A 15,050-nucleotide genomic window follows, 5' to 3' on the forward strand; every position below is an offset into this window, starting at 1 on the left:
CTGACGGAGCCGGGACGCTCCTCCTCCCTGGAGATCACCTGCCCTGGCTCCGAGGCGGCCCTGGCCCTGGTGGGGGCCGCGCGACGTTTCGACATCGCTGCCAAGGCCCGGGAGGTGCGCGGCGCCGACCGCGTGGTGGTGCGCGATGGCGAGGCCATCGGCGTGCTGCTGGAGAAGATGGGGGCGGTTGAGGCCTACCGTGTGTGGGGCGAGCGCCGCTCGCGCCGCGAGACACGGGGAACGGCCAACCGCCTGGCTAACTTCGACGACGCCAACCTGCGCCGCTCGGCCCGTGCGGCCGTGGCCTCCGGGGCGCGGGTGGAGCGTGCCTTCGAGATCCTGGGCGACGACGTCCCCGAGCACCTGGTCCAGGCCGGCAGGCTGCGCATGGAGCACAAGCAGGCGAGCCTGGAGGAGCTGGGCCAGCTCTCTGAGCCCCAGCTGACCAAGGACGCCGTGGCGGGCCGGATCAGGCGCCTGCTGGCGATGGCGGACAAGCGCGCCCACGAGCTGGGGATCGCGGACACCGAGTCCGTCCTGACCCAGGACATGCTTGATATGTAGCCGCGGCCTGGGACCACGGTCCCGAAGCCAGGCGCGACCTGTGTCACGCCCGACCTGGTGACGCCGGTTCACGGGTGCGCTGTTCGCCCTTGGCGTGGTGGCCGGTCGCGCTGGCAGCCCGCCTGCCGCTAGACTCGCCTGTGCCGGACACGAAGGGCTCGGCTCTCGTGCCTCGGTGCACACACTGTGTGCATACAGTTACGAAGACGTGCGCCCGACCGGCGCACTAGGAGGACACAAAGTGACCACCCGCGTTGGTATCAACGGCTTCGGCCGCATCGGCCGCAACTTCTTCCGCGCCGCTCTGGAGCAGGGAGTCGACTTCGAGATCGTCGCCGTCAACGACCTCACCGACATCAAGACTCTCGCCCACCTCCTCAAGTTTGACTCCGTCATGGGTCGTCTGAACGCTGAGGTCTCCTACGACGAGGAGAACATCATCGTCGACGGCAAGGCCATCCGCGTGCTGGCTCACCGCGACCCCGCCGAGCTGCCCTGGGGCGAGCTGGGCGTGGACATCGTCATCGAGTCCACCGGCTTCTTCACCGACGCCACCAAGGCCAAGGCCCACGTGGACGGCGGCGCCAAGAAGGTCATCATCTCCGCTCCGGCGAAGAACGAGGACGCCACCTTCGTCATGGGTGTCAACGACAAGGACTACGACCCGGCGAAGCACAACATCATCTCGAACGCCTCGTGCACCACCAACTGCCTGGCCCCCTTCGCCAAGGTTCTCGACGAGAACTTCGGCATCGAGTCCGGCCTCATGGTGACGGTCCACGCCTACACCGGTGACCAGCGCCTGCACGACGCCCCGCACAAGGACCTGCGTCGCGCCCGCGCCGCTGCCCTCAACATCGTCCCGACCTCCACCGGTGCCGCCCGCGCCGTGTCCCTGGTCCTCCCGCAGCTCAAGGGCAAGCTCGACGGCTACGCTATGCGCGTCCCGGTTCCCACCGGCTCCGTCGTCGACCTGACCTTCAAGCCCTCCAAGCCGGTCACCGCTGAGGAGATTAACGCCGCTATGAAGGCTGCCGCTGAGGGCGAGCTCAAGGGTGTTCTGGAGTACTCGGAGGAGGACCTCGTCTCCACCGACATCGTCCACGACTCCCACACCTCGATCTTCGACTCCAAGCTGACGAAGATCATCGGCGACCAGGTCAAGGTCGTCTCCTGGTACGACAACGAGTGGGGCTACTCCAACGCCCTGGTGCGCCTGACCTCCCTGGTCTCCTCCAAGCTGGCCTGACGTACCGCTCGCAATGAGCACCTGACGACGACGCCCGCGCACGCCACTGCGTGCGCGGGCGTCGCCTCGCCAGGGCTCCTTTGGGCCGCGGGCGTGCCCTGGTACGCCGCAGCCCGCCCCACCCCACTGACAGAAAGAGGCCTCATGAAGACCATCGAGTCCCTGGGCGACCTGCGCGGCAAGCGCGTCCTGGTCCGCTCCGACTTCAACGTCCCGCTCGACGCTGAGAAGAACATCACCGACGACGGCCGTATCCAGGCCGCCCTGCCCACCCTCAAGACCCTCCTGGAGGCCGGCGCCAAGGTCATCATCGTGGCGCACCTGGGCCGCCCCAAGGGGCAGGTCAACCCCGACTTCTCCCTGGCCCCTGTGGCCAAGCGCCTGGCTGAGGTCACCGGTGTCAAGGTGACGCTGGCCGAGGATACCGTGGGCGAGTCCGCCAAGGCCGCCGTGGCCGGCCTGGCCGACGGCGAGATCGTCCTGCTGGAGAACGTCCGCTTCAACGCCGCCGAGACCTCAAAGGACGACGTTGAGCGTCAGGCCTTCGCCAAGGAGCTCGCCTCGCTGGCTGACGTCTTCGTCTCCGACGGCTTCGGCGTGGTCCACCGTAAGCAGGCCTCCGTCTACGACGTCGCCCAGATCCTGCCGGCCGCCGCCGGCCTGCTCGTGGGCAAGGAGATCGAGTCCCTGTCCAAGGCCGTCAACGACCCTGAGCGCCCCTACACCGTGGTGCTGGGTGGCTCCAAGGTCTCCGACAAGCTGGGCGTCATCGCCAACCTGCTGGGCAAGGCCGACCGCCTGCTCATCGGTGGCGGCATGGCCTTCACCTTCCTGGCGGCCCAGGGCTACGAGGTGGGCACCTCGCTGCTGGAGAAGGACCAGATCGACACGGTCAAGGGCTACCTGGCCACCGCCAAGGACAAGGGCGTCGAGCTCCTCGTCCCGGTCGACGTCGTCGTCGCCCCCGAGTTCAAGGCCGACGCACCGGCGACCGTCGTCGACGCCGACTCCATCCCGGCCGAGCAGATGGGCCTGGACATCGGTCCCAAGACCCAGGCTCTGTACGCCGAGGCCATCGCCACCTCCAAGACCGTGGTGTGGAACGGCCCCATGGGCGTCTTCGAGTTCCCCGCCTTCGCTGCCGGCACTAAGGCCGTGGCCCAGGCGATCTCCGACTCTGAGGCCTTCAGCGTCATCGGTGGTGGCGACTCCGCCGCCGCCGTGCGCACGCTCGGCTTCGACGAGTCCACCTTCTCCCACATCTCCACCGGTGGCGGCGCCTCCCTCGAGCTCCTCGAGGGCAAGACCCTGCCCGGCATCTCCGTCCTGGAAGGCTGATACAGATGAGCAACCGCACCCCGCTGATGGCGGGCAACTGGAAGATGAACCTCGACCACCTCGAGGCCAACCACCTTGTCCAGGGCCTGGCCATGGAACTGAAGGACTCTGACCACGACTTCGCCAAGTGCGAGGTCCTGGTCATCCCTCCCTTCACCGACATCCGCACGGTCCAGACCATCGTCGAGGCCGACGGCCTAGACATCACGTACGGCGCTCAGGACGTGTCCATCCATGACAACGGCGCCTACACCGGTGAGATCTCCACCGCCATGCTCACCAAGCTGGGCTGCAGCTACGTGGTCATGGGCCACTCCGAGCGCCGCGAGTACCACAACGAGTCCGACGCCCTGGTGGGCGCCAAGGCTCGCAAGGTGCTCGATGCCGGAATGACCCCGATCCTGTGCTGCGGCGAGGCTCTGGAGATCCGCAAGGCTGGCACCCACGTCGAGTTCGTGCTCGGCCAGATCCGTGCCGCCCTGGAGGGCTGGAGCGCCGAGGACGTCGCCAAGATCGTCATCGCCTACGAGCCCATCTGGGCCATCGGCACCGGCGAGACCGCGACCGCCGAGGACGCCCAGGAGGTCTGCGGCGCTATCCGTCAGGCTCTGCGCGCCGACTACGGTGACGCGACCGCTGAGGCTACGCGCGTGCTCTACGGTGGCTCGGCCAAGCCGGGCAACATCAAGGAGCTCATGGCCCAGGCCGACGTCGACGGCGCGCTCGTCGGTGGCGCCTCGCTCAAGGCCGACTCCTTCGCCGCCATGGCGAGCTTCTACGCCTGAGCCGGCCCCGTGGCGAGGTCTACCTCACACCGAGAGTGACCGAGGCCCTGTCATCTTCTGAGGAAGGTGACAGGGCCTCGGCCCGTTCATCAGGTATGGTCAGGCACTGGCGCGGTTCTTGACCGCCCGGCACGGCCCACACACAGCGAAGGAAAGACGCATGGACATCCTGAAGATTGCTCTCGAGGTGCTCCTCGTTCTCTCCAGCTTCTTCCTCATCATGACCATCCTCATGCACAAGGGCAAGGGAGGTGGCCTGTCGGATATGTTCGGCGGTGGCATCACCTCCTCCGCCGGCACCTCCGGTGTGGCTGAGCGTAACCTCAACCGCATCACCGTCGGCGTGGCGATCGTGTGGGCCCTGGCGATCGTGGGCCTGGGGCTCGTTGTCAAGTTCGGCTGAGCTGCCGGTTGCGCTGGAGCGGGCGCGTCGTGGCTACCTGGCCCACCTGCGCGTCGAGCGTGGGCTGAGCCCCAACACGCTGGCGGCCTACGAGCGTGACCTCACGCGCTACTGCCGCTTCCTGCTCGCGCGGGGAGTCCAGGATCTCGCAGCCGTCACGGAGGCGGACGTAGCCGCCTTCCTGGAGGCGATTCGCACCGGTGACGACGGCGGCCGGGCTCTCGCTGCGTCGTCGGCCTCCCGGACGGTGACGGCGGTGCGCGGCTGGCACAAGTTCCTGCTCGATGAGGGCAACACCGACGTCGACCCGTCGGCCGCGGTCCATCCTCCGCAGGTGGGCCGGCGCCTGCCCAAGGCCCTGTCAGTCGAGGAGGTCCAGGCGCTGCTGGAGGCCGCCAGCACTGATGACTCACCCCGCAGCCTGAGGGACCGGGCGCTGCTGGAGCTGCTCTACGCCACGGGGGCGCGTATCTCCGAGGCGGTCGGCCTGGTCATCGATGACCTCGACCGGGAGTCAGGCTGCATCCGGCTGTTTGGCAAGGGCCGCAAGGAACGCATCGTGCCGGTGGGCCAGTATGCCTGGGACGCGCTGGACGCCTACCTCGTCCAGGCACGGCCCGTCCTGGCGGCCAAGGGCCGGGGCGTGCCGGAGGTCTTCCTCAACACCCTTGGACGCCCCCTCTCGCGCCAGTCCGCCTGGGGCGTACTGCGCCAGGCCAGCGCGCGGGCGGGCCTGGGAGCTGACAAGCACGTCTCGCCGCACACGCTGCGCCATTCCTTCGCCACGCACCTTCTGGCCGGCGGCGCCGATGTGCGGGTGGTCCAGGAGATGCTCGGCCACGCCTCGGTGACCACCACACAGATCTACACCAAGGTCACGGTGGAGCACCTGCGTGAGGTCTATGCCACGAGCCACCCCCGTGCCCGCGGCTGATCTCGGATAAGGTGTGCCCCGTGAGTGACTCCGACCAGCGACACGGACAGCGCAGCCAGCCCGGGCTTATTGACCTGCCTGAGACCCCGCAGGCTGAGGACAAGGTCTTTGCGCAGCCGGCACCGCTGACCACGCACGGGCCGGCCCGCGTCATCTCGATGTGCAACCAGAAGGGCGGCGTCGGCAAGACGACGACGACCATCAACCTCGGTGCCGCGCTGGCCGAGTACGGTCGCCGGGTCCTCATCGTCGACTTCGACCCCCAGGGCGCGGCCAGCGCGGGACTGGGGATCAACGCCCATGAGCTGGACACGACGATCTACGACCTGCTCGTGGCCGCCCGCCCGGACGTGCGCCCGGTCATCCACCACACCTCGACCCCGGGCCTGGACATCGTCCCGGCCAATATCGACCTGTCGGCGGCTGAGGTCCAGCTGGTCGGCGAGGTGGCGCGTGAGCAGGCGCTGGCTCGCGTGCTGCGCCCGGTCCTCGACGAGTACGACGTCATCCTCGTGGACTGCCAGCCCTCGCTCGGCCTGCTGACGATCAACGCGCTGACCGCGTCCCACGGCGTCATCATCCCGCTGGAGACCGAGTTCTTCGCCCTGCGCGGGGTGGCGCTGCTCATTGAGACCGTCGACCGGGTCCGTGACCGCCTCAACCCGCGTCTCCAGGTCGACGGGATCCTGGCCACGATGGTCGACCCGCGCACCCTGCACTCGCGTGAGGTGCTCGAGCGTCTGGTCGAGGCCTTCGGGGACCAGCTCTTCGACACCCAGATCCGGCGCACCATCAAGTTCCCCGACGCCTCCGTCGCCGCTGAGCCGATCACGAGCTACGCTCCCACCCACGCCGGGGCGGAGGCCTACCGGCGACTGGCACGAGAGGTCATCGCCCGGGGCGATGTCGCCTGAGCACCAGGGTGGCGGCTGGCCCGCACCCGCCGGCAAGGAGGCGGTGGGCGGCGAGGCCTCCGCTCCGGCCCGCGTGCCCGGCTTCAACGTCGCCCTGCCCCAGTTCGAGGGGCCCTTTGACCTCCTGCTCACCCTCATCGCCCGTAAGCGCCTGGACGTCACTGAGCTGGCGCTGGCCGAGGTGACGGACGAGTTCATCGCCCATATGCGCAGCGACTGGGACCTGGGGCACGCCAGTGAGTTCCTCGTGGTCGCCTCCACGCTGCTGGCGCTCAAGGCCTACCGGCTCCTTCCGCACGAGGGGGACGAGCCTGACAGCGAGGACCTGGAGCTCCTGGAGGCCCGGGACCTGCTCTTCGCCCGCCTGCTGCAGTACCGCGCCTACAAGGAGGCGGCTGCGGCCTTCCGTGTCCAGGCCGAGCAGGTGGCGCGCTGCCACCCACGGGTGGTCGGCCTGCCGCCGCAGCTGGCGGCGCTCCTGCCCCGGCTCGTGGGCTCCCTGAGCCCGCAGGACCTGGCGCGCCTGGCTGCCGCGGCCTTCTCCCGACCGGCCGATCCCGGTGTCCAGACCGTCCACCTGCACGAGCGGGTGCCGGTGGGTGAGCAGATGAACCTCATCGCCCTACGGCTGCGGGTCCACGGCCGCCTGACCTTCACCGAGCTGACCCAGGACACTGACCGCACGGCCGTCGTCGTCGCCCGCTTCCTCGCCCTGCTCATCCTCCACCGCGAGGGCAGCGTGGACCTGGCCCAGCACGAGGCGATGGAGGAGATCACCGTGACCTGGACCGGCGAGTCAGGCTCCTTGGCTGGCATCATGGCCACAGACGTTGAGGAGGAGTTCGCATGAGCGCACCGGGCGCCCACCAGGGCGAGATCTCCGCCGTACCACAGCCCCAGCTGCGCGCGGCCACCGAGGCGATCCTCATCGTGGCCGATGAGCCGGTCACCGCCGCGGGTCTGGCGCAGGTGCTTGGCGTGGAGGAGGCGCAGGCTGAGGCGGTCCTTGACTCCTTGGCTCGCGAGTACGCCGGTGAGCAGGTGGGTCTGCCCGCACGCGGCTTCGTCGTGCGCCGGGGCGCCGGGGGCTGGCGGCTGGCCTCAGCCGTGCAGTTTGACGACCTCGTCCAGCGCTTCGTCATCGGCGGGGCCACCTCTCGGCTCTCCCAGGCCGCGCTGGAGACCCTGGCCGTCATTGCCTACCGCCAACCCGTCACGCGCGGTCGGGTAGCCGCGATCCGAGGGGTTAACGTCGACGGCGTGGTGCGCACGCTGCACGCGCGCGGTCTCATCGAGGAGGCCGGCTCCGAGCCCTCCGGGGCCCTGCTGTACCGCACCACCACGCAGTTCCTGGAGTACCTGGGTATCGACTCCCTCGACGAGCTGGCACCCCTGGCCCCCTACCTTCCAGACACCACCGCCCTGGCCGAGATCGAGGACGAGGCTGCCGAGAGGAGCAACCGATGAGCCACGAGACCTACCCCGCCGTACAGGTGCCGCTGGGCGAGCTGGGCGGCGAGGAGTTCTATGACGCCGACGACGTCGAGGAGCTGAACGAGGAGGAGGATGCTGAGCTCCTGGCGGCCTTCGACGCTGAGGCCCTCGACGAGGACGAGGAGGCCCGGATCGTGGCCGAGCGCGAGCGAGCCGGACGTGGGGGAGCCGACGACCCGTACGTGGCCACCGGCGAGCGCCTGCAGAAGGTGCTGGCCCACGCAGGCGTGGCCTCGCGCCGTGCGTGCGAGGAGATCATTGCGGCCGGGCGCGTGAGCGTGGACGGCGTCGTGGTCACTGAGCCTGGTGTGCGTGTGGACCCCAGCCGCCAGGAGATCCGCGTGGACGGTTCGCGGGTGCTGACCGACCCCGACGTCATCACGGTCCTGCTCCACAAGCCCGCCGGTGTGGTGACAACGATGGAGGATCCTCAGGGCCGCCCCACGGTGGCGGACCTGGCTGAGCAGTTCATCAGTGAGCACCGCACAGAGCTCGAGCACCCCGAGTCCGTCCGCCTGGTCCACGTCGGCCGGCTCGACACCGAGACCGAGGGCCTGCTGCTGCTGTCGAATGACGGCGACCTGGCCCACCGCCTCATGCATCCCAGCTTCGAGATCTCCAAGACCTACGTCGCCATCGTCGAGGGCCAGGTGGAGGGCTGGGTGCCGCGCAAGCTGAGGCGTGGTATCGAGCTGGACGACGGCCTGGCCCAGGCTGACCGCGTCGTGGTCAAGGACGCCGGCCCCTCCGGTTCGATCGTGGAGATCACGCTGCACTCGGGCAAGAACCGGATCGTGCGCCGCATGCTGGACGCCGTCGGCCACCCGGTGACGCGTCTGGCCCGCACGAAGCTCGGACCGCTGGGCATCGGGGGCCTGCGCCCCGGGCAGATGCGACGGCTGACCGGCGAGGAGATCACGGCCCTCCAGCAGGAGGTCGGGCTATGAGCAGCGCACCGACGACGCCACCGACCAACCCTCACGGCACGGTCGCCACGCAGGGGCCCGTGCTCGTGGTGGGCACAGGGCTGCTGGGCACCTCGCTCGCCCTGGCACTGTCCGCCTCCGGGGTCGCGGTCCAGCTGTCTGACACGAGCCCCACCTCGCTCGCGCTGGCCCGGGACATGGGTGCCGGCCGTGTGCGTAGCGACGGCGATGAGGCGCCCCAGCTCGTCGTCGTGGCTACGCCGCCCGACGTCGCTGCCAGCGTGGTACTCGCGCAGCTGTCGGCCTTCCCCGAGGCCGTGGTCACCGACGTCGCCAGCGTCAAGCAGCGGGTGGTGGCTGAGGTCCGCGCGCACGCGGGGCAGGAGGTGCGCCGCTACGTGGGCAGTCACCCCATGGCCGGGCGCGAGCGCTCGGGAGCAGGCGCCGCGGACTGCGACCTCTTCGTGGGCCGTCCCTGGGTCATCGTGCCCGATGGTGCCACGCCCCAGGCCGAGCTCGTCGTGCGCAACCTCGCCGTCGACGTCGGTGCGACCCCGCTGCGCATGGCGGCGGCGGAGCATGACGAGGCTGTCGCCGCGGTCAGTCACGTGCCTCAGCTGGTCTCCTCCCTGCTGGCCGCCCGACTGGAGGAGCTACCTGAGTCGGCGCTGGCACTGGCCGGGCAGGGACTGCGCGACACCACGCGCATCGCCGCCTCCGACCCCCGGCTGTGGTCAGCCATCCTCGTGGGCAACGCCGGGCCCGTCGTGGGGCTTCTGCGGGCACTGCGCGAGGACCTGGACACGCTCATCGGCGGGATCGCTCCAGCCGCCGTCGACCCGGCCTCGCCCGACTACACCGCCGCTGGGCGGGCGCAGACCATCGCTCCGGGCGCCGTGGGCGCCATCACGGACGTCATGGGACGAGGGAACACCGGCCAGGCGCGGATCCCTGGCAAGCACGGCGGAGCGCCGCGGCGCTACGCCGAGGTCCAGGTCCTCGTTCCCGATACCGCCGGGTCGCTCGGCAGGCTCTTCTCCGACGTCGGCGCCGCCGGAGTCAATATCGAGGACTTCGCCATGGAGCACTCGGCCGGACAGTCAGCCGGTATCGCCATGCTCTCCGTCTCGCCTGCGGCAGCACAGCCGCTGGAGGAGACCCTGGAGGAGGGCGGCTGGCGGGTCGTTCGGCTCTAGCCACGCCTTCGTGGCAGTCTTGCTCCGGACTATGACCGCAACCGCCCAGGCCTGCAGCGCCGGGCGGGGTGAAGGAGGCAGGGATGGGAATCGTCGTCGCTATCGACGGACCGAGCGGGTCGGGTAAGTCGACCGTCTCCAAGCGCGTGGCTGCCCATCTGGGGCTGGCGTACCTGGACACCGGCGCCATGTACCGCGCTGCTGCCTGGTGGTGTGAGCGCAGCGGCGTGGACCTGGCTGATCCTGAGGCGGTGACCGCTGCTGTGGAGACGATGCCCCTGGATATGGGCCTTGACCCGCAGGCTCCCACCGTCGTGTGCGACGGGGTGGACATCAGCCAGGCGATTCGCGAGCCGCATATCTCGCAGGTGGTCTCCACCGTGGCGACCAACCTGTCCGTGCGCGCCGAGCTGGCGCGCCTCCAGCGCGAGATCATCCACGCCGAGTCCCTCGGCGACGCTTCCTCCTTCTCCGGCGGCGCCGGGATCGTGGCCGAGGGTCGTGACGTCACGACCGTCATTGCTCCGCAGGCGCAGGTCCGTCTGCTGGTGACCGCCAGCGAGGAGGCGCGTCTGGCTCGCCGGGCCGCAGACCTGGAGGCGGCCGGCAAGGCGGTGGACGCCGCGGCTCTGCGGGACCAGGTGGTGCGCCGCGACCGCGACGATGCCACCGTCTCCCAGTTCCTCACCGCGCCCGAGGGCGTGACGCTGGTCGACACCAGCGACATGACGCTTGAGCAGTCCGTGGAGCACGTGGTCGACCTCATTGAGCAGGCCCTGGACGAGGCTGCGGCCAGGGACGCTGAGGAGGACCTGCGGGCCGCGGCGCTGCGTGCCGGGCTGGAGGACTACGAGCTGGACGAGGAGGACCGGGCGCTGCTGGAGGCGCAAGAGGTGCCTGAGGCCGACGGCGGGCTCGATGCCGGGCTGCCGGTGCTCGCCGTCGTGGGTCGTCCCAACGTCGGCAAGTCCACGCTCGTCAACCGCGTGCTCGGCCGCCGCGTCGCCGTCGTCCAGGACACCCCGGGCGTGACCCGTGACCGAGTGTCCTACCCGGCGGAGTGGGCTGGACGCCGCTTCACGATCGTGGACACCGGCGGCTGGGAGCTGGACGTCAAGGGGCTCGACCAGGCCGTGGCCACGCAGGCTGAGGTCGCCGTCGAGCTGGCTGACGCCGTCATCCTCGTCGTCGACGCGCAGGTCGGCATCACGGCCACCGACGCCAGCGTGGTCAAGATGCTGCGCCGCTCGGGCAAGCCGGTTGTCCTGGCCGCCAACAAGGTCGACTCCGCCGCCCAGGAGGGCGACGCCGCGGCGCTGTGGAACCTGGGCCTGGGCGAGCCCTACCCCGTCTCCGCCCTCCACGGGCGTGGCTCAGGTGAGGTGCTTGACGCCGCCATGGCGATCCTGCCGGAGGTCTCCTCCGTCGCCGGACCCTCGCCCGAGCACGGCAGCCTCAACCGGGTGGCCCTGGTGGGCCGTCCCAACGTCGGCAAGTCGAGCCTGCTCAACTCCATCGCCGGCTCCCAGCGCGTCGTGGTCAACGAGCTGGCCGGCACCACCCGAGACCCTGTTGACGAGGTCATCGAGCTGGACGGGCGCCAGTGGCTGTTCATCGACACCGCCGGCATCCGTCGTCGCGTCAAGCAGTCGCGGGGCGCGGACTACTACGCCGTGCTACGTACCCAGGGCGCGATTGAGAAGGCCGAGGTCGCCGTCGTGCTCCTGGACGCCTCGGAGAGCGTCAGCGAGCAGGACGTGCGCGTCATCCAGCAGGTGGTCGACGCCGGACGCGCTCTGGTGCTGGTCAACAACAAGTGGGACCTGGTGGATGAGGAGCGTCAGAAGATGCTCACCTGGGAGACCGAGCACGACCTGGCGCACGTGGCCTGGGCTCCCCACATCAACCTCGCCGCCCGCACCGGCTGGCACACCAACCGGCTCGTGCGCGCCCTGGACGCGGCCCTGGAGGGCTGGACCACCCGCATCCCCACCGGTCGTCTCAACGCCTTCCTCGGAGAGCTCCAGGCGGCCACGCCCCACCCGCTGCGCGGGGGCAAGCAGCCGCGTATCCTCTTCGCCACCCAGGTGCAGACCGCGCCACCGCGCATCGTGATCTTCACCACCGGATTCCTTGACGCCGGCTACCGGCGTTTCATCGAGCGACGCCTACGTGAGGAGTTCGGCTTCGTCGGCTCGCCGATCCAGATCGGGGTGCGGGTGCGCGAGAAGCGTCAGCGCCGCTGACGGCCCGCCGGCCACAGGGCAGAGGTGAGGCAGGCGCCGTCGAGCCCTAGACTGGGGCCATGCTCAAGCCTGTTGATGCCACGACCACGCCCGCCTGGGCGACCCTCACTCAGCTGCACCAGGAGCTGGAGCCCGACCTGCGCAGCTGGTTCGACTCCGACCCTGACCGCGCTGAGCGCCTGTCCTACGAGCTCGGCGACCTCTTCGTCGACCTGTCCAAGAACCTCCTGACCGACGAGGTCCGTGACGCCCTCGTGGCGCTGGCGGAGCAGGTGGACGTGCCCGGTCGCCGTGACGCCATGTACGCCGGCGAGCACATCAACGTCACCGAGGACCGCGCGGTCCTGCACACGGCCCTGCGCCGACCGGCGACCGACTCACTGACCGTGGACGGTCAGGACGTGGTTGCCGACGTCCACGCGACGCTGGAGAAGATCTACGCCTTCGCCCGCCGGGTGCGCTCGGGGGAGTGGACCGGAGTGACCGGCAAGCGCATCGAGACGGTGGTCAACATCGGCATCGGTGGCTCGGACCTGGGCCCGGTGATGGTCTACGAGGCTCTCAAGCCTTACGTCCAGGAGGGGCTGAGCGCCCGCTTCATCTCCAACATCGACCCCAACGACTGCGCCGAGAAGGTCAAGGACCTCGACCCGGAGACGACGCTGTTCATCATCGCCTCCAAGACCTTCACGACCCTGGAGACCCTCACCAACGCCCGCATGGCCCGCGACTGGTTCCTTGGCGCCCTCCAGGCCAAGGGCGTGCCGACCGAGGGCGCCATCGCCAAGCACTTCGTGGCCGTGTCCACGGCGCTGGAGAAGGTTGAGGCCTTCGGCATCGACCCGGTCAACGCCTTCGGCTTCTGGAGCTGGGTGGGCGGGCGCTACTCCGTGGACTCCGCCGTCGGCACGGTCCTGGCCGTGACTGTGGGCCCCGAGGCCTTTGCCGAGTTCCTGGACGGCTTCCACACTGTGGACGAGCACTTCGCCACCAAGGCCCCGGCCGAGAACGTCCCCATGCTCATGGGCCTGCTCAACGTGTGGTACCGCAACTTCTTCAAGGCCGCCACGCACGCCGTGCTGCCCTACGCCCAGTACCTCCACCGCTTCCCGGCCTACCTCCAGCAGCTGACCATGGAGTCCAACGGCAAGTCCGTGCGCTGGGACGGCAGCCCCGTGACCACCGAGACCGGCGAGGTCTTCTGGGGAGAGCCGGGCACCAACGGCCAGCACGCCTTCTACCAGCTCATCCACCAGGGCACCGAGCTCATCCCGGCTGACTTCATCGCCGTGGCCAACCCCGCCCACCCCACCAAGGACGGGGACAAGGACGTCCACGAGCTGTTCCTGGCCAACTACCTGGCCCAGACTGCCGCGCTCGCCTTTGGCAAGACGGCCGAGGAGGTCCGCGCTGAGGGCACGCCCGAGGCCATCGTGCCGGCCCGCGTCTTCGCCGGGAACCGTCCGACGACGTCGATCCTCGCCCCGGCGCTCACCCCCTCGGTGGTGGGCCAGCTCATCGCCCTGTACGAGCACATCACCTTCACCGAGGGCATCGTGTGGGGCATTGACTCCTTCGACCAGTGGGGCGTGGAGCTGGGCAAGAAGCTCGCCCTCGAGATCGCACCGGCCGTGGGCGGTGACGAGCAGGCCTTGTCGACCCAGGACGCCTCGACGCGCCAGCTCATTGCCCGCTACCGCGCCGAGCGACGCGACGCGTGAGGGCCCAGGCACAGTCCGCCGCGGCCGTAGGCCGTACCGCAGCCGACCTCGGGGAGTCCGTCATCCCCGATGGTCGGCTGCGGCCGCTCACGGCTGAGGACAGGCTCCGATACTCGCGCAACGCTCTGGTTCCTGAGGTCGGGGTGGTGGGCCAGCAGCGCATTCGCGCTGCCCGGGTCCTGCTCATCGGTGCCGGTGCCCTCGCCTCCCCGGCAGCGCTGTACCTCGCCGCAGCCGGGGTGGGACGGCTCGGGATCGTGGATGACGACGTCGTCGAGCTGAGCAACCTCCAGCGCCAGGTGCTGTACACCACCGCCGGGGTGGGCCAGGACAAGACCGAGTCGGCACGCCAGGCCGTCCAGGCACTCAACCCCGACGTCGAGGTCGTCACCTACAGGGCGCTGCTGCGCAGCGACAACGCCCTGGAGATCATGCGTGGATGGGACGTCGTGGTGGACGGCACAGACAACTTCCCCACGCGCTACCTCGTCAACGACGCCTGCGTCATGCTGGGGCTGCCGCTCGTCCACGGAGCCGTCTTCCGTTCTGACGGGCAGGTCAGCGTCTTCGACGCCCGCCAGGGCCCGTGCTACCGCTGCGTGCATCCCGTGCCGCCCGACCCCGGTTCCGTCCCGTCCTGCGCCGAGGGCGGGGTACTGGGCGTCATGCCGGGCATCATCGGCACGATGCAGGCGACCGAGGCGATCAAGCTCATCGTGGGAGGGGCGCGCCCGCTCATCGGCCGGATGCTCATGGTCAACGCCTGGCAGGCGACGACGGCGCAGCTGCCACTGCGCAAGAACCCCGGTTGTCCGGTGTGCGGCGAGAACCCGAGCGTGCGCGAGCTGATCGACTACGAGGCCTTCTGCGGGCTTCCTGGCACTGGGGCCCAGCCCAGCATCGTGGGGGAGGGGTCTGCGGGTGAGCAGATCACCGCGTCGCGGCTGCGCGCGCGCCTGGCCGAGGGTGAGATCGTTGGCCGTGACCTCACCGTCCTTGACGTGCGTGAGCCGGTCGAGGTGGCTCTCGATCCCTTCCCTGGCGCGCTGCACATCCCGTTGGCGGAGGTGACGGGCAGGATGGGCGAGCTTGAGCCGGCGCGGCCGACCCTCGTGCTGTGTGCCAAGGGCATTCGCTCGGCGCGCGCGATCCAGGTGCTCCGGCAGGCCGGCTACACCGGAGATCTCACCAATGTGGCGGGCGGGATGGCGGCCTGGCACGCGGGGGAGTAGCCGGCGCTAGCGTCCTGGCCAGCGCCGGGATGCGGTGAGCGGGGTCAC

At 69.7% G+C, this 15,050-nt stretch carries 14 protein-coding genes; all 14 read left to right on the forward strand.

Annotated elements, in window-relative coordinates; genetic code table 11:
* The coding region (gene whiA / locus HMPREF0058_RS10065; RefSeq protein ID WP_006549687.1) for a DNA-binding protein WhiA at positions 1-564 on the forward strand (564 nt) is incomplete at its 5' end.
* A gap of 241 nt (positions 565-805) precedes the next feature.
* Entirely contained in the window at positions 806-1,813 is a 1,008-nt protein-coding gene (gap, locus tag HMPREF0058_RS10070) for a type I glyceraldehyde-3-phosphate dehydrogenase (protein WP_006549688.1), read from the forward strand.
* 144 nt (positions 1,814-1,957) lie between these two features.
* The gene (locus HMPREF0058_RS10075) at positions 1,958-3,151 is read left to right on the forward strand and encodes a phosphoglycerate kinase (RefSeq protein WP_006549689.1); all 1,194 of its coding nucleotides are present in this window, start codon (positions 1,958-1,960) and stop codon (positions 3,149-3,151) included.
* A gap of 5 nt (positions 3,152-3,156) precedes the next feature.
* Positions 3,157-3,936 carry a triose-phosphate isomerase gene (gene tpiA, locus HMPREF0058_RS10080; RefSeq protein WP_006549690.1) on the forward strand — a complete coding sequence of 260 codons (780 nt, stop codon included), beginning with the start codon at positions 3,157-3,159 and terminating at the stop codon, positions 3,934-3,936.
* 160 nt (positions 3,937-4,096) lie between these two features.
* Complete coding sequence (gene secG, locus HMPREF0058_RS10085; protein WP_006549691.1) at positions 4,097-4,339, forward strand: preprotein translocase subunit SecG; 243 nt, start codon at positions 4,097-4,099, stop codon at positions 4,337-4,339.
* Complete coding sequence (xerD, locus tag HMPREF0058_RS10090) at positions 4,323-5,273, forward strand: site-specific tyrosine recombinase XerD (RefSeq protein ID WP_006549692.1); 951 nt, start codon at positions 4,323-4,325, stop codon at positions 5,271-5,273. Before secG ends, xerD begins: the two co-directional genes overlap by 17 nt.
* 20 nt (positions 5,274-5,293) lie before the next feature.
* Positions 5,294-6,187, forward strand: coding sequence for a ParA family protein (locus HMPREF0058_RS10095; protein WP_006549693.1), 894 nt, complete (start codon positions 5,294-5,296; stop codon positions 6,185-6,187).
* Positions 6,177-7,037: a segregation and condensation protein A gene (locus tag HMPREF0058_RS10100; RefSeq protein WP_006549694.1), complete on the forward strand. Its 861-nt coding sequence runs from the start codon at positions 6,177-6,179 to the stop codon at positions 7,035-7,037. The genes HMPREF0058_RS10095 and HMPREF0058_RS10100 overlap by 11 nt, the downstream gene beginning before the upstream one ends.
* Entirely contained in the window at positions 7,034-7,654 is a 621-nt protein-coding gene (gene scpB, locus HMPREF0058_RS10105; protein WP_006549695.1) for an SMC-Scp complex subunit ScpB, read from the forward strand. The genes HMPREF0058_RS10100 and scpB overlap by 4 nt, the downstream gene beginning before the upstream one ends.
* Positions 7,651-8,628 (forward strand): pseudouridine synthase, encoded by a 978-nt coding sequence (locus HMPREF0058_RS10110; RefSeq protein WP_006549696.1) that lies wholly within the window; start codon positions 7,651-7,653, stop codon positions 8,626-8,628. Before scpB ends, HMPREF0058_RS10110 begins: the two co-directional genes overlap by 4 nt.
* A complete protein-coding gene (locus HMPREF0058_RS10115; protein ID WP_006549697.1) occupies positions 8,625-9,803 on the forward strand; it encodes a prephenate dehydrogenase in 1,179 nt (392 codons plus the stop codon). The genes HMPREF0058_RS10110 and HMPREF0058_RS10115 overlap by 4 nt, the downstream gene beginning before the upstream one ends.
* A gap of 83 nt (positions 9,804-9,886) precedes the next feature.
* Entirely contained in the window at positions 9,887-12,049 is a 2,163-nt protein-coding gene (gene der, locus HMPREF0058_RS10120) for a bifunctional cytidylate kinase/GTPase Der (RefSeq protein WP_006549698.1), read from the forward strand.
* Positions 12,050-12,108: 59 nt separating this feature from the next.
* Positions 12,109-13,770 (forward strand): glucose-6-phosphate isomerase, encoded by a 1,662-nt coding sequence (gene pgi / locus HMPREF0058_RS10125; RefSeq protein WP_006549699.1) that lies wholly within the window; start codon positions 12,109-12,111, stop codon positions 13,768-13,770.
* Positions 13,767-15,002, forward strand: coding sequence for a molybdopterin-synthase adenylyltransferase MoeB (gene moeB, locus HMPREF0058_RS10130; protein ID WP_006549700.1), 1,236 nt, complete (start codon positions 13,767-13,769; stop codon positions 15,000-15,002). The genes pgi and moeB overlap by 4 nt, the downstream gene beginning before the upstream one ends.
* The last annotated feature ends 48 nt before the right edge of the window (positions 15,003-15,050 follow it).

The organism is Actinomyces urogenitalis DSM 15434, assembly GCF_000159035.1.
In the GTDB taxonomy this organism is placed as follows: Bacteria; Actinomycetota; Actinomycetes; order Actinomycetales; family Actinomycetaceae; genus Actinomyces; species Actinomyces urogenitalis.